20 protein-coding genes and 1 pseudogene are annotated in these 25297 nt (G+C 65.3%); 12 read left to right on the forward strand and 9 right to left on the reverse strand.

Annotated features, from left to right (window positions below; all coding sequences use genetic code 11):
- Positions 1–158 precede the first annotated feature (158 nt).
- From RTH46_RS10125 to RTH46_RS10150, 6 genes are read right to left on the reverse strand one after another with little or no spacing between them, the layout of a single operon-like run.
- Entirely contained in the window at positions 159–1898 is a 1740-nt protein-coding gene (locus tag RTH46_RS10125; RefSeq protein WP_153789124.1) for an ABC transporter substrate-binding protein, read from the reverse strand.
- Between the two features lie 39 nt (positions 1899–1937).
- Positions 1938–2210, reverse strand: coding sequence for a DUF2160 domain-containing protein (locus tag RTH46_RS10130; RefSeq protein WP_279845966.1), 273 nt, complete (start codon positions 2208–2210; stop codon positions 1938–1940).
- 12 nt (positions 2211–2222) lie between these two features.
- Entirely contained in the window at positions 2223–3023 is an 801-nt protein-coding gene (locus RTH46_RS10135; protein WP_153789123.1) for a carbohydrate ABC transporter permease, read from the reverse strand.
- Between the two features lie 3 nt (positions 3024–3026).
- Entirely contained in the window at positions 3027–3890 is an 864-nt protein-coding gene (locus RTH46_RS10140) for a sugar ABC transporter permease (protein ID WP_316905593.1), read from the reverse strand.
- Positions 3887–4984: an ABC transporter ATP-binding protein gene (locus tag RTH46_RS10145; protein ID WP_316905594.1), complete on the reverse strand. Its 1098-nt coding sequence runs from the start codon at positions 4982–4984 to the stop codon at positions 3887–3889. The genes RTH46_RS10140 and RTH46_RS10145 overlap by 4 nt, the downstream gene beginning before the upstream one ends.
- Entirely contained in the window at positions 4984–6078 is a 1095-nt protein-coding gene (locus tag RTH46_RS10150) for an ABC transporter ATP-binding protein (protein ID WP_153789120.1), read from the reverse strand. The genes RTH46_RS10145 and RTH46_RS10150 overlap by 1 nt, the downstream gene beginning before the upstream one ends.
- A 224-nt stretch (positions 6079–6302) precedes the next feature.
- On the opposite strand from RTH46_RS10150, the gene RTH46_RS10155 reads away from it, so the two are divergent.
- The 9 genes from RTH46_RS10155 (at position 6303) to RTH46_RS10195 (ending at position 19096) form a co-directional block, all read left to right on the forward strand.
- Positions 6303–8060: a sigma-54-dependent Fis family transcriptional regulator gene (locus tag RTH46_RS10155; RefSeq protein WP_316905595.1), complete on the forward strand. Its 1758-nt coding sequence runs from the start codon at positions 6303–6305 to the stop codon at positions 8058–8060.
- Positions 8061–8269: 209 nt separating this feature from the next.
- A complete protein-coding gene (ctlX, locus tag RTH46_RS10160; protein WP_316905596.1) occupies positions 8270–9187 on the forward strand; it encodes a citrulline utilization hydrolase CtlX in 918 nt (305 codons plus the stop codon).
- An 18-nt stretch (positions 9188–9205) separates the two neighbouring features.
- Entirely contained in the window at positions 9206–10252 is a 1047-nt protein-coding gene (locus RTH46_RS10165; protein ID WP_316905597.1) for an ornithine cyclodeaminase, read from the forward strand.
- Positions 10253–10553: 301 nt separating this feature from the next.
- Positions 10554–11336 (forward strand): ABC transporter substrate-binding protein, encoded by a 783-nt coding sequence (locus tag RTH46_RS10170; RefSeq protein WP_153787328.1) that lies wholly within the window; start codon positions 10554–10556, stop codon positions 11334–11336.
- Between the two features lie 94 nt (positions 11337–11430).
- The gene (locus tag RTH46_RS10175) at positions 11431–12138 is read left to right on the forward strand and encodes an ABC transporter permease (RefSeq protein ID WP_316905598.1); all 708 of its coding nucleotides are present in this window, start codon (positions 11431–11433) and stop codon (positions 12136–12138) included.
- On the forward strand, positions 12135–12848 hold the full coding sequence (gene hisM, locus RTH46_RS10180) for a histidine ABC transporter permease HisM (RefSeq protein ID WP_153787330.1): 714 nt from the start codon (positions 12135–12137) through the stop codon (positions 12846–12848). Before RTH46_RS10175 ends, hisM begins: the two co-directional genes overlap by 4 nt.
- 4 nt (positions 12849–12852) lie before the next feature.
- Complete coding sequence (locus RTH46_RS10185) at positions 12853–13665, forward strand: ABC transporter ATP-binding protein (RefSeq protein WP_256671371.1); 813 nt, start codon at positions 12853–12855, stop codon at positions 13663–13665.
- 13 nt (positions 13666–13678) lie between these two features.
- Entirely contained in the window at positions 13679–14173 is a 495-nt protein-coding gene (locus RTH46_RS10190) for an Lrp/AsnC family transcriptional regulator (protein ID WP_316905599.1), read from the forward strand.
- A 93-nt stretch (positions 14174–14266) separates the two neighbouring features.
- Entirely contained in the window at positions 14267–19096 is a 4830-nt protein-coding gene (locus RTH46_RS10195) for a dermonecrotic toxin domain-containing protein (RefSeq protein ID WP_316905600.1), read from the forward strand.
- Between the two features lie 44 nt (positions 19097–19140).
- On the opposite strand, the gene RTH46_RS10200 is transcribed toward RTH46_RS10195, so the two are convergent.
- The 3 genes and pseudogenes from RTH46_RS10200 to RTH46_RS26255 form a co-directional block, all read right to left on the reverse strand.
- Positions 19141–20823 (reverse strand): putative bifunctional diguanylate cyclase/phosphodiesterase, encoded by a 1683-nt coding sequence (locus tag RTH46_RS10200; RefSeq protein ID WP_316905601.1) that lies wholly within the window; start codon positions 20821–20823, stop codon positions 19141–19143.
- Positions 20824–20835: 12 nt separating this feature from the next.
- Positions 20836–21945 carry a methyl-accepting chemotaxis protein gene (locus RTH46_RS10205; RefSeq protein ID WP_410478559.1) on the reverse strand — a complete coding sequence of 370 codons (1110 nt, stop codon included), beginning with the start codon at positions 21943–21945 and terminating at the stop codon, positions 20836–20838.
- Positions 21946–22119: 174 nt separating this feature from the next.
- A pseudogene (locus RTH46_RS26255) lies at positions 22120–22470 on the reverse strand (PAS domain-containing protein); the annotation flags it as partial.
- Between the two features lie 206 nt (positions 22471–22676).
- On the opposite strand from RTH46_RS26255, the gene RTH46_RS10210 reads away from it, so the two are divergent.
- The 3 genes from RTH46_RS10210 (at position 22677) to RTH46_RS10220 (ending at position 25284) form a co-directional block, all read left to right on the forward strand.
- Positions 22677–22991 carry a helix-turn-helix transcriptional regulator gene (locus tag RTH46_RS10210; RefSeq protein ID WP_316905603.1) on the forward strand — a complete coding sequence of 105 codons (315 nt, stop codon included), beginning with the start codon at positions 22677–22679 and terminating at the stop codon, positions 22989–22991.
- Positions 22992–23201: 210 nt separating this feature from the next.
- Positions 23202–24512, forward strand: coding sequence for a C4-dicarboxylate transporter DctA (locus tag RTH46_RS10215; RefSeq protein WP_110994375.1), 1311 nt, complete (start codon positions 23202–23204; stop codon positions 24510–24512).
- Between the two features lie 70 nt (positions 24513–24582).
- A complete protein-coding gene (locus tag RTH46_RS10220) occupies positions 24583–25284 on the forward strand; it encodes a FadR/GntR family transcriptional regulator (RefSeq protein WP_316905604.1) in 702 nt (233 codons plus the stop codon).
- Positions 25285–25297 lie beyond the last annotated feature (13 nt).

The raw sequence follows: 25297 nt of genomic DNA on the forward strand, positions 1-25297 counted from the left end.
TAGCGTAAAGCGAAAACGGCACCTCTGGCAGGTGCCGTTTTTTTTGCCTGGCGTTTTTGCAGGAACCCCATCGCGGGGCAAGCCCGCTCCCACGCGATGCAGTCCGATGTCGCGTGGGAGCGGGCTTGCCCCGCGATGAGGCCCGTGAAGCTAACCGATCACTTGCGCGCCGCCTCCCACGACTTGAGCAGTTCGTTGTAGCTGACCGTTTCGCCCTTGGGCTTCTCGTTGGCCAGCTTCGGCTTCGGCGCCCCCGGCTGGTCGAACCAGTACTGGGCATCCTTCTCGGGGTTGAGCTTCGGCGCACAGGTGGCCTGGGCGTTGGAGCGCTGCAGCCGCTCCATCATGCGGTCCTGATCCCGCGCCAGGCCGTCCAGCGCCTCTTGAGGCGTCTTCTCGCCGCTGGCCACCTCGGCGATATGGCTCCACCACAGCTGCGCCAGGCGCGGATAGTCCGGCACGTTGGTGCCGGTCGGCGTCCACTGCACCCGCGCCGGGCTCCGGTAGAACTCCACCAGCCCGCCCAGCTTGGGCGCCAGGTCGGTCATGGCCTGGGAGTTGATGTCCGACTCGCGGATCGGCGTCAGGCCGACCACGGTCTTCTTCAACGACACGGTCTTGGAGGTGACGAACTGGGCATACAGCCAGGCCGCCAGCCGCTGTTTCTCAGGGGTGGATTTGAAGAAGGTCCAGGAGCCGGTGTCCTGGTAACCGAGCTTCATCCCCTCCTCCCAGTACGGTCCCTTGGGCGAGGGTGCCATGCGCCACTTCGGCGTGCCGTCGGCGTTGACCACCGGCAATCCAGGCTTGGTCATGTCGGCGGTGAAGGCGGTGTACCAGAAAATCTGCTGGGCGATGTTGCCCTGGGCCGGCACCGGCCCCGCCTCGGAGAAGGTCATGCCCTGGGCTTCCTTGGGCGCGTAGGCGCGCATCCAGTCCACGTACTTCTGCGTGGCGAACACCGCCGCCGGGCCATTGGTGTCACCGCCGCGGGTCACACTGGAGCCCACCGGGTGGCAGTCCTCCACGCGAATGCCCCACTCGTCCACCGGCAGGCCATTGGGCAGCCCCTTGTCGCCACCGCCGGCCATGGAGAACCAGGCGTCGGTGAAACGCCAACCCAGCGAAGGGTCCTTCTTGCCATAGTCCATGTGGCCATAGACCCGCTTGCCGTCGATCTCCTTGACGTCCTCGCTGAAGAACTTGGCAATGTCCTCGTAGGCCGACCAGTTCACCGGCACACCCAGCTCGTAGCCGTACTTCTCCTTGAACTTGGCTTTCAGGTCCGGGCGCTCGAACCAGTCGGCGCGGAACCAGTAGAGGTTGGCGAATTGCTGGTCAGGCAACTGGTAGATCTTGCCGTCTGGCGCGGTGGTGAAGGAGATCCCGATAAAGTCCTTCAGGTCCAAAGTCGGCGAGGTGTAGTTCTTGCCCTCATTGGCCATCAGGTCGGTGATGGATTCCACCTTGCCATAGCGAAAGTGCGTACCGATCAAATCGGAATCGTTGACCCAGCCGTCATAGATGTTCTTGTCCGACTGCATCTGCGTCTGCAGCTTTTCCACCACATCGCCTTCCTGCAGCAGGTCGTGGGTCAACTGGATACCGGTGATCTCGGTAAAGGCCTTGGCCAGCACCTTGGACTCATATTCGTGGGTGGTGATGGTTTCCGACACCACGTTGATCTTCATCCCACGGAACGGCTCGGCGGCCTTGATGAACCACTTGAGCTCTTCCAGTTGCTGCTCCGGCGTAAGGGTCGAAGGCTTGAACTCGCTGCCAATCCATTTTTTCGCCGCGTCTTCGTACTGGTCGGCCCAGGCCGTGCCGTGCAGGCCGCCCAGCACCAGCAGCGCGGCCAGGGTCAAATGTCGCCGTTTGTTGTCGTTATCGAACATTGTGATCTCCAGATTGCAGAAGGATCCATCGCCCCAGGCTCAACCCCAGCGCAGCACCACCACCAGCCACGCCAGCGACAGCAGCGAGGCCACCCACAACGGCCAGTCGCTCACCCCGACCACCAGCAGATGCAGGTAGGCGCTGGTCAGCAAGCCGATGAACAGCCGATCGCCACGGGTCGTGGCAATCGGCAGAAAACCGCGACGCTCCAGGCACGGGCGACGCAGTTCGAACAGGGTCATGCACATCAACACCAGGCCGATCGCCGAGAAGAACAGCGCGGTCGGCAGGGTCCAGGCCATCCACTCCATCATCCGCCCTCCTCACACCCGACCCAGGGCAAAGCCCTTGGCCACATGGTTGCGCACGAACCAGATCACCAGCATGCCCGGCAGGATGGTCAGCACCCCGGCGGCAGCCAGCACACCCCAGTCGATACCTGAGGCGGACACCGTGCGGGTCATCACCGCCGCGATCGGCTTGGCGTTCACCGAAGTGAGGGTGCGCGCCAGCAGCAGCTCGACCCACGAGAACATGAAGCAGAAGAACGCCGTTACGCCGATCCCCGAACCAATCAGCGGGATGAAGATCTTCACGAAGAACCGCGGGAAGCTGTACCCATCGATGTAGGCGGTTTCATCGATTTCCTTCGGCACCCCGCTCATGAAACCCTCCAGAATCCACACCGCCAGTGGCACGTTGAACAGGCAGTGGGCCAGTGCCACGGCAATGTGCGTATCGAACAGGCCAATCGAGGAATACAGCTGAAAGAACGGCAGCAGGAACACCGCCGGAGGCGCCATGCGGTTGGTCAGCAGCCAGAAGAACAGGTGCCGGTCGCCCAGAAAGCGGTAGCGCGAAAAGGCATAGGCCGCCGGCAAGGCCACCGTCAGCGAGATGAGCGTGTTCAGGCACACGTAGTACAGCGAGTTGATATAGCCGCTGTACCAGCTGGCATCGGTGAAGATCACCCGGTAGTTGTCGAAGGTGAACACCTGCGGCCACAAGGTCAGCCCACCGAGGATCTCGCTGTTGCTCTTGAACGACATGTTCAGCAGCCAATAGATCGGCACCAGCAGGAAGAAGAAGTACAACAGCAGGACCAGGGTCTTGCGCTTGCTCATGGCCTACTCCTTGTCGGCGTGGGTCATGGCTGTGTAGAACAGCCACGACACCAGCAGGATGATCAGGAAGTACACCAGCGAGAACGCCGCCGCCGGCCCCAGGTCGAACTGCCCCACCGCCATGCGCGTGAGGGTCTGGCTGAGGAAGGTGGTGGCGTTGCCCGGCCCGCCGCCGGTGAGCACGAACGGCTCGGTGTAGATCATGAAGCTGTCCATGAAGCGCAGCATCACCGCGATCAGCAGCACATTCTTGAGCTTGGGCAGCTGGATATGGCGAAACACCGCCCAGCCCGATGCCCGGTCGATACGCGCGGCCTGGTAGTACACGTCGGGGATGGCGCGCAAACCCGAATAGCACAGCAGCGCCACCAGCGAAGTCCAGTGCCAGACGTCCATCACCAGCACCGTGACCCAGGCGTCGAACGGGTCGCCGGCATAGTTGTAGTTGACCCCAAGCTTGGCCAGCGTCGCGCCAAGCAGGCCGATGTCGGCGCGGCCGAAGATCTGCCAGATGGTGCCCACCACGTTCCACGGGATCAGCAACGGGATGGCCATGAGGATCAGGCACACCGACGCCATGCGCCCACGGGTCGGCATGGTCAGGGCGATGGCGATGCCCAGCGGGATTTCGATGGCCAGCACGCACCCGGAATAGATGAACTGGCGCAGCAGCGCATCATGCAGCGCCGGGTCGCGCAGCACCTGGCGGTACCAGTCGGCGCCGACGAAGTAACGGTTGGAGGCGTCGAAGATGTCCTGCACCGAGTAGTTGACCACGGTCATCATCGGGATCACGGCGCTGAACGCCGCCAGCAAAAATACCGGCAGCACCAGCCACCAGGCCTTGTTGTTCGGCACCTTGTTCATGCCTCGGCCTCCACCAGCAGATCGTCCAGGTAGAGCATCAGCCATTGCGGCGGCAGGCTGACCCAAGCCCGGCCATGGGGCACCACCCGGTCCTCGCCCAGGCGCGCCTTGAGGGTGACCCCCGCCAGCACCAGCGTGAGGATGCGATAGGTGCCCAGGTCCTCCACGTCCACCACGCGCGTTTCGAACGCGTTGTCGAAGGGGTGCTCCCACACCTGCACGAACTCCGGTCGGATGCCCACCTGCAAACGCCCGCCTTCGGACGTCGCCAGGCGCTCACGCACCCCCTCGTGCAATACCAGATGCACATCGCCAAAGCTCACGCCGTCGGCCTCGGCGCGCACATCGATCAGGTTCATCCCCGGGCTGCCGATGAAATAGCCGACGAAGGTATGCCGGGGCCGTTCGAACAGCTCGCGCGGGGTGCCGAACTGGACGATGCGCCCGGCGTGCATCACCGCGATCTTGTCGGCGAAGGTCGAGGCCTCCAGCTGATCGTGGGTGACGTAGATCATGGTGATGTTGAACTGTTCGTGGATCTGCTTGAGCTTGCGTCGCAGCTTCCATTTCAGGTGCGGGTCGATCACCGTCAGCGGCTCGTCGAAGAGGATCGCCGACACGTCGTCGCGCACCAGCCCGCGGCCCATGGAGACCTTCTGTTTTTCGTCGGCGCTGAGGTTGCGTGCGCGCTTGTGCAGCACCGCGGTCAGCTCCAGCACCTCGGCGATTTCCTCGACCCGCGCACGTACCCGCGCCTCGTCCAACCCCTGGTTGCGCAGGGGGAAAGCCAGGTTGTCGAACACCGACATGGTGTCGTACACCACCGGGAACTGGAACACCTGGGCGATGTTGCGCTGCTGCGGGGTCAAGGCGTTGACCACCTTGCCGTCGAACAGCACCTCGCCATGGGAGGGCGCGAGCAGGCCGGAGATGATGTTGAGCAAGGTCGACTTACCGCAGCCGGACGGCCCGAGCAAGGCATAGGCACCGCCCTGGGCCCACACATGCTCCAGCTCATGCAAGGCGTAGTCGTCGGCACTTGCGGGCGAACGACTGTAGCTGTGGGCCAGCTGATGCAGGCGGATCTCGGCCATCAGGCGCTCCTCGCGTCGCGCAGGCGCGGCGCCTGCACCAGGGCGTCGGCGCTGTCGAAGATGAACAGCTTGTGGGTGGGGATGAACACGCGGATCGGCGTGTCCACCTGATACTCGTGCACGCCCGGCAGGTGCAGGGTCATGCGCCAGTGCTCGTTGCGCACATGCAGGAAGGTTTCCGAGCCGCTGATCTCGGCCAGCTCCACCAGCACCGCCAGCTCCAGGTCATCGTCGCGCGACGGCACCAGGGCCAGGTGGCCGGGGCGGATGCCGAAACGATATTCGCCGTCCGCCAGGTCGCGCAGGTCGGCCGTGCGGGCAAAGTGCACGGCACCGGCCAGGCTCACCTCGTTGCCGACGATGCGCCCGGGCACCAGGTTGATCGGCGGCTCGCAGAACAGCTCGGCGGCCAGCACGCTGGCGGGTCGCTGGTACACCTCGGTGGTACGGCCGCTCTGGATCACCCGGCCCTCGTGCAGCAGCGTGGTAGTGCCCCCCAAGGCCAGCGCCTCGTTGGGCTCGGTGGTGGCATACACGGCGATGCACTTGCGCTCGGCGAACAGGCTGCGCAGCTCTTGGCGCAGGCCCTCGCGCAGCTTGTAGTCGAGGTTGACCAATGGCTCGTCGAACAGGATCAGCGAAGCGTCCTTGACCAATGCCCGAGCCATGGCGGTGCGCTGCTGCTGGCCACCCGACAGTTCCAGCGGCAGGCGCCCGAGAAAGGGCGCGATACGCAACATCTCGGCCGTTTCGCGTACACGCCGCTGTATGTCCGGTTCGGCCATGCGCGCCTGACGCAACGGCGACGCGATGTTCTCGAACACCGTGAGCGTGGGGTAGTTGATGAACTGTTGATAGACCATCGATACGTTGCGCTGACGCACCGGGCGTCCCGTGACGTCCTCGCCGTCCATCAGCACGCGGCCGCTGTCCGGGCGGTCGAGGCCGGCCATCAGGCGCATCAGGCTGGTCTTGCCGGCCAGGGTGCGGCCCAGCAGCACGTTGAACGAGCCGGGCTCGAAACGCAGGCTGGCGTCGTCGATCCACAACTGGTTGTCGACACTGCGGCGTACCTGCTCCAGCACCAGGGACATGGCGTGGCCTTCTTGTAATGATTGTCCAGCCACTCCAGCCAGTTCCGTGCCAGCCCGGCACAACCGCTCTATACCGGTATCTTGACCCCTGGCACGGCGCGCAGCTTGTACAGAAGTGAACAGTTTCGCTGAACAACTGAACACCCTCGGGTTTGACAATGAACAGCGCTGAACGACACTCAATCGCGGTCGCCAATAAAAACAACAGCCCACAGGACAGGCCCATGGCCCACTCCGTTTCGACCCACGCGCAACTGATCCAGGCCTCCTGGGCGCGCTGCCGCGAGCACGGCCTGCAGCCCCAGCACGCGCCCGACTTCGATTGCCTGACCGGTGCCGAGCTCGATGCCCTGCTCGAGCGCAACCAAGTCCTCTTGCGCCTCACCCATGACGACGTACTGCCGCAATACGCCCACCTGCTGGGCAACGCCAGCCACCTGGTGATGCTCGGCGACGCCAGCGGCTGCCTGCTCGGCGCCTGGGGCACCCGGCGCTTCGTCGACCCGCGTCAGCAGCACGCCTTCAACCCTGGCGCACGCTGGCGCGAACAAGGTGTCGGCACCAACGCGCTGGGCACGGCACTGGTGTGCGGCGAGGCCATCCATGTCGGCCAGGACGAGCACTATCTAAGGCAGAACCGCTACATGGCCAGCGCCGCCGCACCGCTGTTCGACGCCGAACGGCGCCTGGTCGGCGTACTCGACGTGGCCTGTGACGGCTACCTGCCTGCCACCCAGACCCTGGGCCTGGTGCGCATGCTCAGCCAGAGCCTGGAGAACCGGCTGATCCTCGCCGGGCCCGGCGAGCAGCATTGGCAGCTGTTGTTCAACACCGGCGCCGATAACCTCGACAGCCCCTGGGCCGGCCTGCTGTTGTTCGACGAGCGCGGCGAGGTGCGTGCGGCCAACCACCGCGCAGACAGCCTGTTGGGCGCCGACCCGCGCCACCTGAACCTGGCGCAGCTGTTCCAGGTGCCGTTGCGGCAGGTCCTCGAACACGCCGAAGGTCGCCCCTTCGCCCTGCTCGCCCATGGCCGCCAACGCCTGCATTGCCAATGGCAGGGGCCACGCCGGCCACCCACGCGCCGTGTGCCCAGCGCCACGGATGCGCGTGTGAGCAAGGCGCTGGCCCAGGCCGGCCTGCTGCTGGAGAAGGACATCCCGCTGCTGGTCCAGGGCGAGACCGGGGTAGGCAAGGAGGTGTTCGTCAACGCCCTGCACCAGGCCAGCAGCCGGGCGCGCCAGCCGCTGATCGCGGTCAACTGCGCGGCGATCCCGGCCGAGCTGGTGGAGTCGGAGCTGTTCGGCTACGAAAAAGGCGCCTTCACCGGCGCCCACCACAAAGGCAACCCCGGGCTGATCCGCAAGGCCGACGGCGGCGTGCTGTTCCTCGACGAAATCGGCGACATGCCGCTGGCCACCCAGGCCCGCCTGCTGCGAGTACTGCAGGCCCGCAGCATCCAGCCGCTGGGCAGTGGCGAGCCGGTGGCACTGGATATACGCGTGGTGTCGGCGAGCAACCGCGACCTCGCCGCCGAGGTGCGCGCCGGGCGTTTTCGCCAGGACCTTTATTACCGCATCGCCGGCTTGACGCTGGTGCTGCCGGCGCTGCGCGAACGCAGTGACCGCCGTGCACTGATTGAAGAGGTGCATGGGCGCTATCGCGAGCCCGGCCAGCCCGAGCGGTTGGCGGATGATGTGCTGGTGTTGCTGGAGCGCCATCCCTGGCCGGGCAATCTGCGCGAACTGGTCAGCGTGATGCAGGTGGCGCTGGCATTGGCTGGCGAGCAGCCGGTCGGGGTGGAGCATCTGCCGAACAGCTTTCTGGCCGAGGCCGGAGAAAGCGCAGCGCATGAACACGCACCGAACGACCTGGGTGAACTGCTGCGCCGGGCCGATGGCAACCTCTCTTCCGTAGCCCGCACGCTGGGGGTCAGCCGTACGACGTTGTACAAGCGGCTGCGCGCTCGAGGGCTGGCATAGCCTGGTGAATGACACGCAAGCTCGCGGGGCAAGCCCGCTCCCACAGACCGTGGGAGCGGGCTTGCCCCGCGATAGAGCCAGCACAACAGATTCCGCTGCCAAACCCGCCATTTCAGCTGAACCCGCCGCCCACCCCGCGCGCTTCAGCCGGGATTTCGCCCTGATCCGCCCGACAATGGTCACACAGCCCACCCGTGGATGCGTGCCCAATGCAAACAACAAATACCGTCCTCATGATTCGCCCGGCGCGGTTCGCCTTCAACCCGGACACCGCCGTCAACAACCGCTTCCAGCAGGCCCCACTGGACCCTGACACCGCCAGCGCCAAGGCCCTGGAAGAGTTCGACGGCTACGTCGCCAGCCTGCGCCAGCACGGCGTCGAGGTGCTGGTGGTGCAGGACACCCCCGAGCCGCACACGCCCGACTCGATCTTCCCCAACAACTGGTGGAGCAGCCACGCCGACGGCAGCCTGGTGCTCTACCCGATGGAAGGCCAGAACCGCCGTCTGGAGCGCAGCAAGGGCGTGCTGCGGGCACTGGACGAACGTTTCACCATCAAACAGACCGTCGATCTGAGCCCGCTGGAACAGCAGAATCTGTTCCTCGAAGGCACCGGCAGCATGGTCCTGGATCGCGAACACCGCATCAGCTATGCCTGCCACTCCGGCCGCACCCACGAACAGGCCCTGCGCCAGTTCGCCGAACAGCTCGACTACCGCCTGTGCCTGTTCCACGCCGTCGACCGCCACCACGCGCCGATCTACCACAGCAACGTGATGATGAACGTCGGCCGCCAGCTCGCCGTGGTGTGCCTCGACGCCCTGCCCCACGCCGGCGAGCGCCAGGCCCTGGAACACTCGCTGCGCGACACCGGCAAGCAGGTGCTGGCGCTCAACCACGACCAGCTGGAGAACTTCGCCGGCAACATGCTCGAAGTGCATGACCGCGACGGTCGCTCGCTGCTGGTGATGTCGCGCAGTGCCTGGCGCTCGCTGGACGCCGGCCAGCGCAGCCAGGTCGAGCGCCACAGCCACCCGCTGGTAGTGAACATCGACCATATCGAACGCATCGGGGGCGGCAGCGCGCGCTGCATGCTCGCCGAAGTCCACCTGCCCTCGCGCCACTGACCTCAAAGGAGATTCACCATGACCCGCTATATCGACGTGCAAGACCTCGCCCGCCTGGTCAACCGCAAGGGCCTGCCCACCTGCCTGGAAGAAATGGCCGAGTACATCCGCCAGGACTACCTGCGCTGGCACGACTTCGAAAAATGCCCACGCCTGGCCAACCACTCGCCGGACGGGGTGATCGAGCTGATGCCGGTGTCCGACGCCAGCCTGTACGCCTTCAAGTACGTCAACGGTCACCCCAAGAACACCCACGACGGCCTGCTCACGGTGATGGCCTTCGGCGCCCTGGGTGACGTCGATACCGGCGCGCCGGTGCTGCTCAGCGAGATGACCCTGACCACCGCGATCCGCACCGCCGCCACCTCCGCCCTGGCCGCCCGCTATCTGGCGCGCAAGGACAGCAAGCGCATGGCGCTGATCGGCAACGGCTCGCAAAGCGAGTTCCAGGCCATCGCCTTCCACACCCTGCTGGGCATCGAGGAGATTCGCCTGTTCGACATCGACCGCGCGGCCTCGGAAAAACTCGCGGCCAACCTGGCCGGCTACCCACAGCTGAAACTGACCATCGCCGCCAGCGTGGCCGATGCGGTGCGCGGCAGCGACATCGTCACCACGGTCACCGCCGACAAGGCCTACGCCACCATCCTCACCCCCGAAATGATCGAGCCTGGCATGCACCTGAACGCCGTGGGCGGTGACTGCCCGGGCAAGACCGAGCTGCACCGCGAGATCGTCGAGCGGGCCCGGGTGATCGTCGAGTACGAACCGCAGAGCCGCATCGAAGGCGAAATCCAGCAGATGCCGGCCGATTCGCCGACCACCGAGTTCTGGCAGGTGGTCGAAGGGATCGCGGCCGGGCGCGAGAGCGCCGAGCAGGTGACCCTGTTCGACTCGGTCGGTTTTGCCATCGAGGACTACTCGGCGCTGCGTTACGTGCTGGATGTGGCCAAGGCGCTGGACATTGGCCATGACATCAATCTGGTGCCGGAGCTGGCCAATCCTAAGGATCTGTTTGCCCTGCTGCAGCCGGCGGCGGTTGAACGCAAGGCCAGCGCTGCCTGATCGGACCATCGCGGGGCAAGCCCGCTCCCACGCTGGATGGTTGATGCGTGGGAGCGGGCTTGCCCCGCGATGACAGAAACCGCTGTCGCACTTCCATAAATCCTTGTCGCAACAGCCGATTCGGCTGCAACAAGCCACTCAACAGCCGAATCCGGCCCCGTGCGCGCAGGCAAACGACACAAAAAACCGCTCTACCTCGCGCATTCTGACCGCGACCAACGAGTCACCCACAAGAACAGTTACAGAGCTTCACGCTTGCACTGCCCCTACTTCCAATAACAACACCCAGGGACCTACACCTATGCTCACCCTACGAAAACGCCTCGGCGTGCTGCTGTTCTCGTTGTGCGCCACCACCGTTACCCAGGCCAAGGAGTGGACCGAGATCCGCTTTGGCGTCTACCCCGAGTACCCGCCCTTCGAATCCGTCGCCGCCGATGGCAGCCTGCAAGGCTTCGACATCGAGCTTGGCAACGCCATCTGCGAAAAGCTCCAGGTCAAGTGCACCTGGGTACACAACGAATTCGACGGCATGATCCCCGCCCTGCGGGCGCGCAAGTTCGACGCCATCATGTCGTCGATGGCCGTCACCCCGGCACGCCAGAAACAGATCGATTTCACCAACCGCCTGTTCCTCAGCCCCACCTCGGTGATCGTGCGCAAGTCGGCAGGCTTCGGCGACACCGTCGAATCGCTCAAGGGCAAGCAGGTCGGCGTGCTGCAAGGCTCGTTGCAGGAAGCCTATGCCCGCGCCGTGCTGGCACCGCTGGGCGCCCAGGTCAAGGCCTACCAGGCCCAGGACCAGAACTACGCCGACCTGATGAATGGCCGTCTCGACGCCACTGTCACCGACAAGCTCGAAGCCCAGCTCAACTTCCTCTCCAAGCCCGAAGGCGCCGACTTCAAGAGCGGCCCGGCGATCAAGGACCCGTCCTTGCCGCTGGACATCGCCATGGGCCTGCGCAAGACCGACCCGGAGCTCAAGGCCCTGCTCGATAAAGGCATCGCCATGATCCACGCCGATGGCACCTATGCCGCGATCCAGAAGAAGTACGTCGGCGAGCTGGACATCTACAACGAGTGACCTACAGCGCTGATCGCGGGGCAAGCCCGCTCCCACGAGCTCACCACGTGGGAGCGGGCTTGCCCCGCGATGGCCTCCCCGCGAGATCCCTGTCATGAACGACTTCCTCTCCCAAGGCCTGCAGGGCTTCGGCCCGTTGCTGGCCCAGGGCACCTGGATGACCCTCAAGCTGGCCCTGCTGTCGCTGGCCGTCAGCCTGCTGCTGGGCCTGGTCGGTGCCAGCGCCAAGCTGTCACGCTCTAGACTGCTGCGCATCCCGGCCACCCTCTATACCACGCTGATCCGCAGCGTCCCCGACCTGGTGCTGATCCTGCTGCTCTTCTACAGCATGCAGATCTGGCTCAACGACCTGACCGAGGCGCTGGGCTGGGACTACGTGGAAATCGACCCGTTCGGCGCCGGGGTGATCACCCTTGGCTTCATCTACGGCGCGTACTTCACCGAGAACTTCCGCGGCGCCATCCTCAGCGTGCCGGCCGGCCAGCTGGAAGCCGCCACCGCCTATGGCCTGAGCCGCGCGCAGCGGTTTTGGCTGGTGCTGTTCCCGCAACTGATGCGCTTCGCCCTGCCGGGGCTGGGCAACAACTGGCTGGTGCTGCTCAAGTCCACCGCGCTGGTGTCGATCATTGGCCTGGCCGATCTGGTCAAGGCCGCGCAGAACGCCGGCAAGACCACCAATGACGTGCTGTTCTTCCTGTGCATCGCCGGGCTGGTCTACCTGGTCATCACCACCTTGTCCAACCAGCTGCTCAAACGCCTGGAGCGGCGCTACAACATCGGCATCAAGGAGCTGGCGCGATGATCGAACTCCTTCAGCAATACGGCCCGGCCTACCTGTACAACGATGGCAGCGGGATTTCCGGGCTGACCATGACCCTGTGGCTGTTCGTGGTCAGCATGCTGCTGGGCCTGCTGCTCTCGCTGCCGCTGGCCCTGGCGCGCACCTCGCACCATGCCTGGCTGCGCCTGCCGGTGCAGCTGTACACCTTCGTGTTCCGCGGCACGCCGCTCTATATCCAGCTGCTGATCTGCTACACCGGCCTCTACAGCCTGCAGGTGGTGCGCGAGCACATGCTGCTCGACCAGTTCTTCCGCAACGCGCTCAACTGCACGCTACTGGCCTTCGTGCTCAACACCTGCGCCTACACCGTGGAGATCTTCGCCGGGGCCATCCGCAACCTGCCCGCCGGCGAGCTGGAGGCGGCACAGGCCTATGGCCTGCGTGGCTGGAAGCTCAACCTGTTCCTGGTGCTACCGGCAGCCCTGCGCCGTTCGCTGCCGGCCTACAGCAACGAGCTGATCCTGATGCTGCACGCCACCTCCCTGGCCTTCACCGCCACCGTCGCCGACATCCTCAAGGTGGCCCGCGACGCCAACGCCGCGACCTTCCTGACCTTCCAGGCCTTCGGCGTGGCCGCCTTGCTGTACATGCTGCTGTCCTTCGCCCTGGTCGGCCTGTTCCGACTGGCTGAACGCCGCTGGATGCGCTTCCTTGACCCTGCCCGAGGCTGACCCGATGACCGCTACCGCACTGCCACTCACCCACTTCGCCCAGGCCCCAGGCAGCCATGCCCAGGCCGGCGCCATCAAGCTCAGCGTCGACGGCCTGCACAAGCACTACGGCGAGCACCAGGTGCTCAAGGGCGTATCGCTGCAGGCCCGAAAGGGCGACGTGATCAGCCTGATCGGCGCCAGCGGCTCGGGCAAGAGCACCTTCCTGCGCTGCATCAACTTCCTCGAACAGCCCAACGCCGGCAGCATCACCCTCGACGGCCAGACCCTCGACCTGAGCAAGGGCACCCCGCCAGCGGCCCAGCTGCAGAACCTGCGCACACGCCTGGCCATGGTGTTCCAGCACTTCAACCTGTGGAGCCACCTGACGGTGCTGGAGAACATCTGCCTGGCGCCGCGCAAGGTGCTGGGCATCAGCGCCAGCGAAGCCGAAGCACGGGCGCGCAAGTACCTGGACAAGGTCGGCCTGCCGGCACGCGCCGCCGAGCAGTACCCGGCGTTTCTGTCAGGCGGCCAGCAGCAGCGCGTGGCCATCGCCCGCGCCTTGGCCATGGAGCCGGAAATCATCCTGTTCGACGAGCCCACCTCGGCGCTCGACCCCGAGCTGGTCGGCGAAGTGCTCAAGGTGATACAGACGCTCGCCGAGGAAGGACGTACCATGCTCATGGTCACCCACGAAATGGGCTTCGCCCGCCAGGTCTCGAGCCAGGTGCTGTTCCTGCACCAGGGCCTGGTCGAAGAGCACGGCAGCGCCGAAATCCTCGACCAGCCACAGAGCGAGCGCCTGCGGCAGTTCCTCTCCAATCGCCTCAAGTGAAGTCACGCCGTATATGGATACCAAGGCCACCACCACCCCCGCCGCCGCACCGCTGGACCGCATCGATGAGGCCATCATCGACGTGCTGCGCCACCATGGACGGATCACCTACGAGAAACTTTCCACCCTCGTGCACCTGACCCCCAGGCCCTGCCTGGAACGGGTGCGCAAGCTGGAGCGGCGCGGGGTGATCCGCGGCTATGGGGCGATCATCGATCTGCAGCAGGTCTCCCCGGGCCTGTCGCTGCTGGTGCTGGTGGCCTTGTCCAACCAGAGTGGGCGCTCGGCCCAGCGCGCCTTCGAAGCCACCGTGCGGGCCTGCCCGCAGGTGTACGAATGCCAGCTGATCAGCGGCCACTTCGACTACAGCCTGCGCATGCGCTGCCGCGACATGGAGCACTACCGGGTGCTGACCGAGACCTGGATGAACAACGACGAGCTGCACATCGACAAGTTGGTGGCTCATCCGGAGCTCGCTTCGGTCAAGAGCACCGCCCCACAGGTCTAGACCGATTCACCGTCGGCCGGGTACCAGATATGTAACCCGGCCGCCCGGCCTTTGATGATTAATCTCGCGGCTCCCTTTCACGGAGCCGCATCAATGACCCAATCCCCGCTTTCCCCTCACCTCGCCTTCATTCACCAACGCCTGCCCACATGGGCCTCGGCAGCAAGCGCCGACGACCTTCGCAGCCTCAAGCGACGAATCCAGGCCAGCCATACGGCGATGCGCCGCCTCAAGCGCGCGCTGGAGCCGATACAGGATATCGAAGCATTCTGCCGCCCCCTGCTGGAGCAAGCATTGCCGCGCTGGTTCGCGAGCCAGGCGCTGCCTGGACTGGATGAAGGCCGCGTGTGGGTCGACGGCAACGAGCACACCTGGCTGGAAGCGGCCTTGCAGAACTTCGACGAGGGCGCAAGGATCAGCCTGTTCGACACTGCCAGCGGTCTGGACAAACGCCCCGCCGAGCAGGCTGCGACGTTCGTCAGCGGTGTACGCAATCTTGATCTTGGCCAACGCTATCGCTATCACCTGGCCGACCACATCGATACCGACAGCTTCCGTGAACTGCTGCGCCAGCAGGCGCTCGCCGCGTTTGCCGCACACGCCCTGCAGGCCAGGCTGCAGGGTCACCTGGATGCACACGGCAGCCAGCTGGCCGAACGGCTGCTTGCCGAGCAGGCAGGCGCCGCCCTGCCTCTGAGTTGCGGCTACCTGAGCCTGTTCGGCCTGCCCTTGAGCGGGCCACTACTGATCCGCCTGGAAAACAAAGTCGGCGCGTACGACAACCAGATGTGCGTGCTGTACCTGCCAGGCCATCCTCACCAGCCCCTGCGCCAGTATTCCTCGGTGCAAGCCATGACCCAGGCGCTGAGTCGGATGCTCTGGCAGCAGGAGGAACGGGAGTTCTTCAGTCGCTATATCAGCCCGGCGGAGCGACCGCAGTTCGCCGCCCGGTTACGCGCGGTCCTGTATCCCCGCTATCCCTATGCCGAACTGCACCCGACGCCACCGGTACTGGAAAAGGGCGATCGCTTCAGCTGGCTCAAACGTGCCTTCCCGGCGCCCGCCGACCTCTGGCAGGAAACCCTCGACAAGAACGCCCGACTGGAGCTGGTATTCACGCCCTGGGCAAAAGACGCCTTCACCGAGCATGCGCGGGTCGAGGTCGAACGACGCCTGCAGGACGCCGCCACCCTGGCGGTACCTGTCGCCCAACGTGATGCCGCAGCATTGCTGGCTCACCTGCAGAGCTGGCTGGCCGCCGGACTGAACTTGCTCAATGTGGCCGCCTCCTTCGTGCCTGGGTTGGGTGAAGTAATGCTGGTGATCGGTGGCGCGCAGCTGGTCGACGAATTCATCGAGGGCGTACACGCCGCCAATGAAGATGATGCCGATGCCGCCATCGGTCACTTGTTCAACGTGATCACCAACCTCGCACAAGTCGCGGTGTTGGGCGCGGCCTCTCGGTTCATTGAGCCCCAAGGCATCCTGCATGCCTGGCAGCAGGTCGGCGCCGATGGCGCGCAGAAGCTCTGGCACGGCGAGCTGGCCGCCTTTTCCCGTCCCCGCCCCTGGCCCCCGGGAGGAGCCGCAAACGCCCAGGGCCTGCACGTCTGGCAGGGAAAACAGTGGCTGGAGCGCGACGGCCTGGCGCTGCCCCTGACTCAGGACGAAGACGGTACCCTGCGCCTGGCCCCCGCCGAAGGCCACAACCATCGACCAGCGCTGCTGGGCAATGGCCAGGGCACCTGGCTGCTGGAGCACGACCGCCCCCTGGCCTGGGATGCCGACAGCCTGCTCAGGCACGTGGGGCCGCAAACCGATGGGCTGGCCACCGCCACGTTGGCCAAGGCCTTGCGCTGCAGCGGCTACGATGCCGCGGCCATGCGCCGGATCCTCGTCGACCACCGGCCCGTGCCGGCCCTGATGCGCGACAGCCTGGAAGCACTCGGCGCAACGCCCATGGCAGCAACACCCGCGCAACCGCTGGAAGCCGCCCTTGCTCGCGACTTCCCCGCGCTCAGCGCTGGATGCCGCGAAGAGATCCTCGCCCAGGCCAGCCCGGCTGACCTCACCCGGTTGCAGCAGACGGGTCGGCTACCGTTGAGGATGGCTGAAACGGCACGCCTGTATCTGCGCGAGAGCCGTATTACCAAGGCCCTGGCGCGCTTCCATCAACACACCGGCAATGCCACGGACAGGGACGCACTGGCACTCGCCGCGCTCGAGCGACTGCCAGGCTGGTCCGACACGGTGCGTGTCGAGTTGCATGCCCCCCATGCCAAAGGTGACTTGTTGAGCGCCGCTGGCAAGCCGGGCAACCCCACCAAGGTCCTGGTGCGCACGAACGAGGGCTACAAGCCCTACGACGAGAAGGGCCTGGAGCTGGGCGGGTACGACGACCTGTACCGGTCCCTGTTGCGTGCCTTGCCCGACCAGGCGCGTGACGCCATCGGCCTGGACATCCACGATGGTGCGCAGTTGCGCGACAGGCTCTTCGAACTGGCGGCCAGCGACCGTCGCCGTGCCGCAAGGGACCTGGGCATGGCCCCGGTTCGCCCGATGTACCGCCTGCCAACCCGACTGCCCGGCGAGCGACGCATCGGCTATGTGCTCAGTGGCCGCGGCCAGGGCGCGTTGAACGACGACGAACTGTTCGACCAACTTTACCCAGCCACGCCGGAGGGTGACCGTGAAATGCTGCGCCAGCGCCTGCGCCACCAGGCCGGGCCACTGCCGGGCGCGTTCGCGCGCCTGCTGCAGACCCTGCAGGCAGAGTACCGCCAGCTCGATGCGGCGTTGCAGCGCTGGGTGCATGCACCGGAAGGCTTGCTGATCGGCGCCATCGAGCAGCAACGCGCGCTGCGCGAAACGGCCGCCCAACGCATTCGAAGCGCCTGGCGGCGAGAAAGCGCCCAGGGCCCTCATGACAACCTCGACGACATCAACCTGGTGATCGAAGGGGCCGGGTTGGACAGCCTGCCTACCCTCCCGGTGCGCCTGCCCCACGTCCGCCTGCTGAGCATCAATGGACTCGACGCCATCGACATGAGCGGCCTGAATTCCTTCCTCGGCGCGTTTCCTCGTCTGCGACTGCTGGACCTGGCGGAAAACAACCTCGGGCACTTGCCCCAAGCCCTCGCCGAGATGGGCGAACTGCAAAGGCTGGATGTGTCGGAAAACAACTTCGATCTGAACGATGAAGCCAACCTGGGGCTGCTCGCCGGCATGACGCACCTGCAACGCCTCAACCTCACCGACGGTATTCGCGGCCTGTCGGTAGCCACGCTCGAACGCCTGTCGACGTTGCCGTCATTGGCCTGGTTCCAGGCCGACCTCAACGAACTGGTGATGACCGCCGAACACTTCCAGGCCCTGCATCGCTGGCCAGCCTTGCGCGGGCTGAGCCTGGGGCAGAACGCGATCGTGCTCGACGAGGCAGCACGTACTGCACTTGCCGGTCTCGATCGCCTGCAGATGCTGGTGCTCTATGAAAACCCCCTGGGCTTGGCCCCCGACCTTACTGGCTGGACGCATCTGCAGCAGTTGGACCTGGAATTGACCACTATCAGCCAATGGCCAATGGGGCTCGAGGCCCTGATGAACCAGGAGCCGCTGGCGCTGCGCCACCTGGACCTGAGCACCAACGAACTGATTGATGCACCCGACCTGCTGCACACGGCCTACGCTCGCGCAGTACGCGAACGCCACCCGGGCATCGCCTACGCCTTCAATGGCAACCCCTTCAGCGACACAGCCCTTGGCAACCTCAGCGACGCAGGCTTCACGGTCACCGCCCCGATCGGCCAAGGCCACCTGTGGGCGGCCGACTGGCCCGAAGAACTTCAGTTGCATATCAACAGCACTGCCCAAGACCCGCAGTGGCGGCCACTCTACGACCTGCTGCGGCGGCTGCCCGACACCCTGGACTTCCAGAGCGCGCCCACCACCATGACCCAGCGCATGCAGCGCGTGTTGCAACTGCTGGCGATGGACGAAGCCGGCGCCGTCGAGGGCGGCTGGGGACGGGCGCAGGTCCAGCAGCAGATCATCGACCTGCTAAACGATGCTACCGAGGAGTGCGTGGACCAGGCCATCCTGCTGTTCCAGGAAGTCGAGACCGAAGTGACGTTGTGGCAGATGGTCAACCTTGCCGCAGCGGATGGCGCCGACGAACAGGTCGCGGTGCAAAGCATCCTGGGCCTGCTGCGCCAACGCGTGCTGGACGAGCGCATCGGTGCCCTTTACCAGGCCCGCAGGGCCAGGCGTACCGCACTCCGGGCCGACGGTCATGATCCAGCCAGTGACATGGCCCCGGCCCTTCACCCTGACGATGACATCAGCGACCAGGAACTGACCAGCGACCACCCCGACGAGCTGGAAATGGCGCTGCTTGCGCGCATCCGACTCAGGGAACGACTGGGCTTGCCGGCACAGCCGCAGCTCATGCGTTTCCCGATGCTGGCGCACCTGAACGAAGCGACCCTGCAACGCCTGGGCGATGCCGTGCTGGCGGGCACCGACGCCTCGTCCCTGATCGACTGGGCCGTCCACCAGCGCTTCTGGCAGAGCTGGGTGCGCCGCTTGCGCCCACTAGCCTGGGAAACGCTGCAGGATCGCTGGGAAGGCGCTTCCCACTACTTCGACTCGCTCAGCGAAGCCTCGGATACCGCTGGCGTCTATACCGGCCCCACGGTGCCGCCGGCCTACATCGACGCCCTGGAGGGAGAACTGGGCGCTGTGCCCGGCCTGCACTGGCGCATCGACGGCGCTGTCCAACGCGTCGACCTGGTGTCCGCGCGCTACCCGAACGAAGGTGCGCTCTACCAGCGCGCCGCCGAGCTGTTGCTCAGCGCCCGCCAAGTCGATGAGAGTGCCTTGCTGAGCGAGTTGACCGAGGTCATGGTCAACGTCTACCACCCATGACCTGACGGGCGTGGCACCTGCGCGTGCCACGCCCGTGGCGAGGATTACCTCCACTGCTCTGGGTGCAGGTAACCCGCCACCCATTGCACCACCCCGTGCGCAGGCATCGGCCGGGCGATGCAGTAGCCCTGCCCCAGCTCGCAACCCAGCCCCATCAGCACCTGCCCATGCTCCACGCTCTCCACCCCTTCGGCGATCACGGTGCGGTCAAATGCCCTTGCCAGGCCGATCACCGCAGTGGTCAGCGCCAGGTCGTCATGATCATGAAGGATGTCGCGCACGAAGGACTTGTCGATCTTGATGGTCTGCGCCGGCAGGCGCTTGAGGTAGCTCAGCGAAGAAAAGCCGGTACCGAAGTCATCCAGCGAAAAGCTGACCCCGAGCGCGCGGCAGGCGTCGAGGCAGCGGCCCACGCGGGCCAGGTTATCGATCGCCACCGACTCGACGATTTCCAGGTCGAGCCGCGCAGGCGGTACTCCAGGATGACGCGCCAGCAACTGGGCCAGGCGCTCGGCAAAGTCACCGCGCTGCAACTGCCGGGCGGCGATATTGACGCTGACGGACCAGTCATATCCGCCCAAGCGCCACTGCTGCAATTGGCTCAGGGCCTGGTCGATGACCCATTCGCCCAACTCGACGATCAGGTCGGTCTGCTCCACCAGCGGCAGGAAATCCCCGGGGGGCACCGGCCCTTTCGAGGGATGCAGCCAGCGCAGCAGCGCCTCGAAACCCATCACCTGGCCACTGCGCATGTTCACCTTGGGCTGGTAGTACAAGCACAACTCACCTTCACGCAAGGCCCGACGCACCCGCGCCACGGTCTGGTGGGTGGCCTTGAGCTCCTGCTCCTGGGACACATCGAACAGGTGATAGCGGTTGCGCCCGCGCTGCTTGGCCACATACATGGCCTGGTCGGCGTGGCGCACCAGGGTGTCGGTGTCTTCGTCGTCCTGGGGGTACAGGGTCACGCCGATGCTGGCGCTGAGGGTCAATGAATGCTCACGGACCGAATAGGGCGCGGCCAGCGCCTGCAGCACCCGCTGCAACGCCGCCTGCAACTGCTGCGGCCCCTGGACGTAACGCAGGATCAGCACGAACTCGTCACCGGAAAGGCGCGCCACTGCATCGCCGCCACGCAGAATGCCCTGCAGCCGCTTGGCGACTTGCACCAACAGCAGGTCGCCGACGGCATGGCCGTAACCATCGTTGACCGCCTTGAAGCCGTCCAGATCAAGCATGCACACCGCCAGCGGCACATCCTCGCGCCGGGAAAATGCCAACGCCTGGTTGAGCAGGTCGGACAGGTAGGCGCGGTTCGGCAGGCCGGTCAGCACGTCATGACCGACCCGCCACTGCAGTGTGTGCAGCAGCTGGCGCTTCTCGGTGACGTCGAAACGGATCGACACGTACTTGCGTACCCTGCCGGTGTGCGGGTCGATCAGCGGCACCATGGTGCTGTCGACCCAGTACAGCGATCCGTCCTTGGCCCGGTTGCATATCTCGCCCTTCCACACCCGGCCGGCCGCCAGGGCGCGCCACATGTCGAGGAAGAAGCTCGGCTCATGCAGGCCGGAATTGAGGATGCGGTGGTTGGCCCCCAGCAGCTCCTCGCGGCTGTAGCCGGAAATGCTGCAGAACTGCTGGTTGACGTAAGTGATCCGGCCACGCAGGTCGGTCTCGGAAAAGATCGCAGCCGCATCCACGGCTGCGCGATAGTTGTCATCCATAACCTTGGCAACCTAGCGGTTGAAGCGCTCCACCAGGGCGCGCAATCCGGCGCACACCTGTTCCAGTTCGGCACCTCGCGAAGCGGCGGCGTTGGCGTGACGAGCACTTTGCACCACCGTGCCGGCCACCCCGTTGATCTGCCGCGAGACATCCTCGGCCACTGCCGACTGTTCCTGTGAAGCCGCCGCCATCTGCTGGCTCATGTCACTGATGCGCGACACGGCCTGGCGGATGCCCTGCAAGGCCTGTTGGGCCTGGGCTACCTGGGTCACGCCCTGGCCTGCGCCGTCGATGCCCTGGCTGGCGATGCTCACCGCCTGCTCGGCACCGCTGCGCAGGGTGTCGATGATCGCCTGGATATGCAGGGTGGACTGGCGGGTCTTGTCGGCCAGCGCGCGCACCTCGTCGGCCACCACCGCAAAGCCACGCCCCTGTTCGCCGGCGCGGGCCGCCTCGATGGCGGCATTGAGCGCCAGCAGGTTGGTCTGCTCGGCGATGGCACGGATCATCCCGGCGGCTTCGGCGATGGCACCGGTCTGACCGGCCAGGTCGTTGACCGCCTGGTTGATCTGCCCAACCGTGTCGGCCAACCCGCGAATGGCCGCGCCCGTCGCATCGGCGACCTGGCTGCCCTGCTCGGCCAGCAGGTGCGCGGTGTGCGCCTCTTGTGCCGTCAATTGCACATGGCCGGCCACTTCGCCAATGGAGGCGGCCATCTCGGTCATGGCCGTGGCAGTGAGGTCGGTTTCGGCGCGCTGTTCGAGCAGCGCCGACTCGGTACCGCGCGACAAGCGCCCGGCATCCTGCGCGGCATCGGCCATCTGTGCGGCAAGGTCGCTGAGGCGGGTCAGCGCGGTTTTCAGGCGTGCCTCTTCGCTGATCAGGATCAGCTCCAGCTGCCCGGCGGCACCGGCCTGGTCGCTGTAGGTCAACGCCACCAGCGGGTCGCTGAAGGTGTTGCCGGCGCCCTTGGCGATTCCCTGCAGATACCGACGCATGCGGCTCTGGGCCCAGATGCCGACACCGGCGAACAACGCCAGGGTCAGCCCCTGGGCCGGCAGGCCCGGCCACAGCTGGTTGGCACCGATGGCCAGCGCGCCAGCGAGCAATGGCACGGCCATGGCACGCTGCAGCAACACCAGGCGCCGGGCGGGCGACAAGGCAGCCTTGCCCGCCCGCAACCGGGCATACAGCGCCTCGGCCCGGGCTACCTGCTCACGGCTGGGGCGCACGCGCACCGATTCGTAGCCGACCACCCGGCCGTTCTCCAGAATCGGCGTGACGTAGGCACTGACCCAGTAGAAATTGCCGTTCTTGCAGCGGTTCTTGACGATACCCATCCAGCTCTGGCCGGCCTTGAGGTATTGCCACATCAGCTCGAACACCGCTTCGGGCATGTCGGGGTGGCGCACCAGGTTGTGCGGGCTGCCGATCAGCTCGGCCTGGCTGTAGCCGCTGACGGCGGCAAACTCGGCGTTGCAGTAGGTGATCAGGCTGGCCGTGTCGGTGGCCGAAATCAGCCGCTGGTGTTCGGGGAAGCTTTGCTCGACCGGGTTGACCGGGAGGTTCAGACGCACGATGCAACTCCATTCGCGAACGGCCCGACGAGCGACCAGACAGGATGTCGGGGCATCGGAACGGTTCATCCTGGATCAGCTCAAAGTAACCAACAGCAGCGTGTCGCGGTCCGAAAGGGCCCGTTTCCCCCTGGATGGATACTTGAATGACTGATCAGTCAAAGCTGGCGATTCTACGAATTCCATCACACTTTGCAAATAAAGGTGATGAATCATGGCGTTGCACTAAGCGGATAGATATCGTTAAGTGCTTGATTCTAAATGGGAATTGAGCGATGACGAGTTCTGGCCTCGGTCCTGCCCTGCGCCGCTACCGCAAACTGGCGGGCTTCACGCAAGCGCAACTGGGCGAACTGACCGGTTTCGACCCCAAGACCATAAGCCGCTTCGAAATCGGCACTTACACCCCCAGCATCGAGGCCTTGACCGGTTTTGCCGATGTACTGGGGGTGAGACTGAAAACCTTTTTCGCCGAGCCGGACGACGAAGAAGAGCAGCGTGCCTACCTCTTCCGTGCCATCCACAAAGCGCCCCCCAAGGACCTGGCCAAGCTGATCGTCGCCATCGATCAGGTCCTCGCAAAGGCCTGAAATTCCCCCGCGCCCCACACCAGAGCAGAGTTGACCGCATTGCACCGCAACTGGTCAGACCGGTATGGCCAAAAAATCTTGCAATCAGGCAAATTTAGGCGTTACATGACCCTCGCAGTGAACAAACCGGTAAGACCACAATAATTAAGTCCTGCACTCTTTCGCTCCGTGTGGCTGGGGGGGCAAGGACACCGACCCGAGATCCCTCCCATGCTCAAATGGTGTTCGCGTTCGATCTTCCTCCAGGTTGTGCTCGGCCTCGCCCTAGGCGTTGCCTGTGGCCTGAGCTTCCCCGACCTGTCCCTGCAACTCAAACCCCTGGGTGACGGCTTCATCAAGCTGATCAAGATGCTCATCGGCCTGATCGTGTTCTGCGTGGTGGTCAGCGGTATTTCCGGCGCCGGCGACCTGAAGAAGGTCGGGCGCATCGGCCTCAAATCGGTCATCTACTTCGAAGTGCTGACCACCCTGGCCCTGGTGATCGGCCTGGTATTCGCCTTTACCAGCGGCATCGGCAGCGGCGCCAACATCCACCTCGACCAGCTCTCCAGTGCCGACGCCGGCGCCCTGGCCGACCGCGGCGCGCATATCCACAGCACCACTACCTTCCTGATGGACCTGATTCCCACCTCGGTGGTGGGCGCCTTCGCCGACAACAACATCCTCCAGGTGCTGTTGTTCTCGGTGCTGTTCGGCAGCGCCCTGAACCTGGTGGGTGAGTCGGCCTCGGGCATCTCGCGGCTGATCAACGAGCTGAGCCACGTGATCTTCCGCATCATGGGCATGATCGTGCGCCTGGCACCGATCGGTGTGTTCGGTGCCATCGCCTTCACCACCAGCAAATATGGCCTGAGCTCGCTGCAGCACCTGGGCGGTCTGGTAGCGCTGTTCTACCTGACCTGCGCCGGCTTCGTGCTGATCGTGCTGGGTACCGTGATGCGCCTGTCGGGCCTGCGCCTGCTGCCCTTCATCAAATACCTGCGTGAAGAACTGAGCATCGTGCTCGGCACCGCCTCCTCCGATGCGGTGCTGCCACAGGTGATGCGCAAGCTCGAGCACTTGGGTATAGGCAGCTCCACCGTCGGCCTGGTGATCCCCACCGGCTACTCGTTCAACCTCGACGGCTTCTCCATCTACCTGACCCTGGCCATCGTGTTCATCGCCAACGCCACCGGCACGCCGCTGGCCATGAGCGACCTGCTGACCATCCTGTTGGTGTCGCTGGTGACTTCCAAGGGGGCCCACGGCATCCCAGGCTCGGCGTTGGTGATTCTCGCCGCCACCCTTACAGCAGTGCCGGCGATCCCAGTGGTGGGCCTGGTACTGGTGCTGGCGGTGGACTGGTTCATGGGCATCGGCCGGGCGCTGACCAACCTCATCGGCAACTGCGTCGCCACCGTGGCCATCGCCCGCTGGGAGAAGGACATCGACCTTGACCGCGCCCACAACGTGCTGGCCAACAAGCCTGGCTTCGCTCACGCCCCCCGCAAGCAGGGCCAACCCCATCAACAGGAATTCTAAGCCTGAACCGGCCGGCGCCCAGCGCCGGCCGGGCAAACGCAAGAATGCAGCGCCTCTCAAGGAGCGAACCGTGATCAGCTCTTCAACCGTAGTCACCTCCGTGGTGGAGAAACTCCGCCAGGCCCTGGCCCGAGGCCAGTGGCGCAGCGGCGACATGCTGCCCGGCCAGCGCGAGCTGGCCGAGCAGCTGGGGATCAGCCGCCCCAGCCTGCGCGAAGCCGTCATCGTGCTGGAAACCCTGGGCCTGGTGCGCTCGATGCCCGGCAAGGGCGTACTGGTGCTGGACGCCGACGCCGCACAAGCGCAAAGCCCGGAGGCCGTTGCCGCCGCCAGCCTGGCCGACGTGCTGGAACTGCGCTACACCCTCGAACCCTTCATCGCCGGGCTGGTGGCACAATCGGCCGGCAGCCAGGACATCGGCCAGCTGCGCCTGAACCTCATGGACATGCGCGAAGCCCTCGACGCCGGCGACAGCGAAGCGGGCGTCAATGCCTACATCGCCTTCCACGAGGCGCTGTTCGCCCTGACCACCAACCCGATCTTCCAGAGCGTGGTGCAGCAGACCGGCAATGCCCTCAAGGAGAGCGCCGAGATGCTGCGCAAATCGCCCGAACACCTGGCCGCGCGCCTGAGCGAAAACGAAGCGGTGGTACGTGCCATCCGCGACCGCAACAGCGCCCAGGCCAGCCTGCAGATGCGCCGGCACATCCTCGCCGAGGGCGAGCGCATGGGCATCGCCCTGAACATCCCGGACGAACACCCAGGCACCTGAAACAGGAGAGCGA

Origin of the sequence: Pseudomonas sp. zfem004 (assembly GCF_032621715.1) — a bacterium.
Classification (GTDB): domain Bacteria; phylum Pseudomonadota; class Gammaproteobacteria; order Pseudomonadales; family Pseudomonadaceae; genus Aquipseudomonas; species Aquipseudomonas sichuanensis.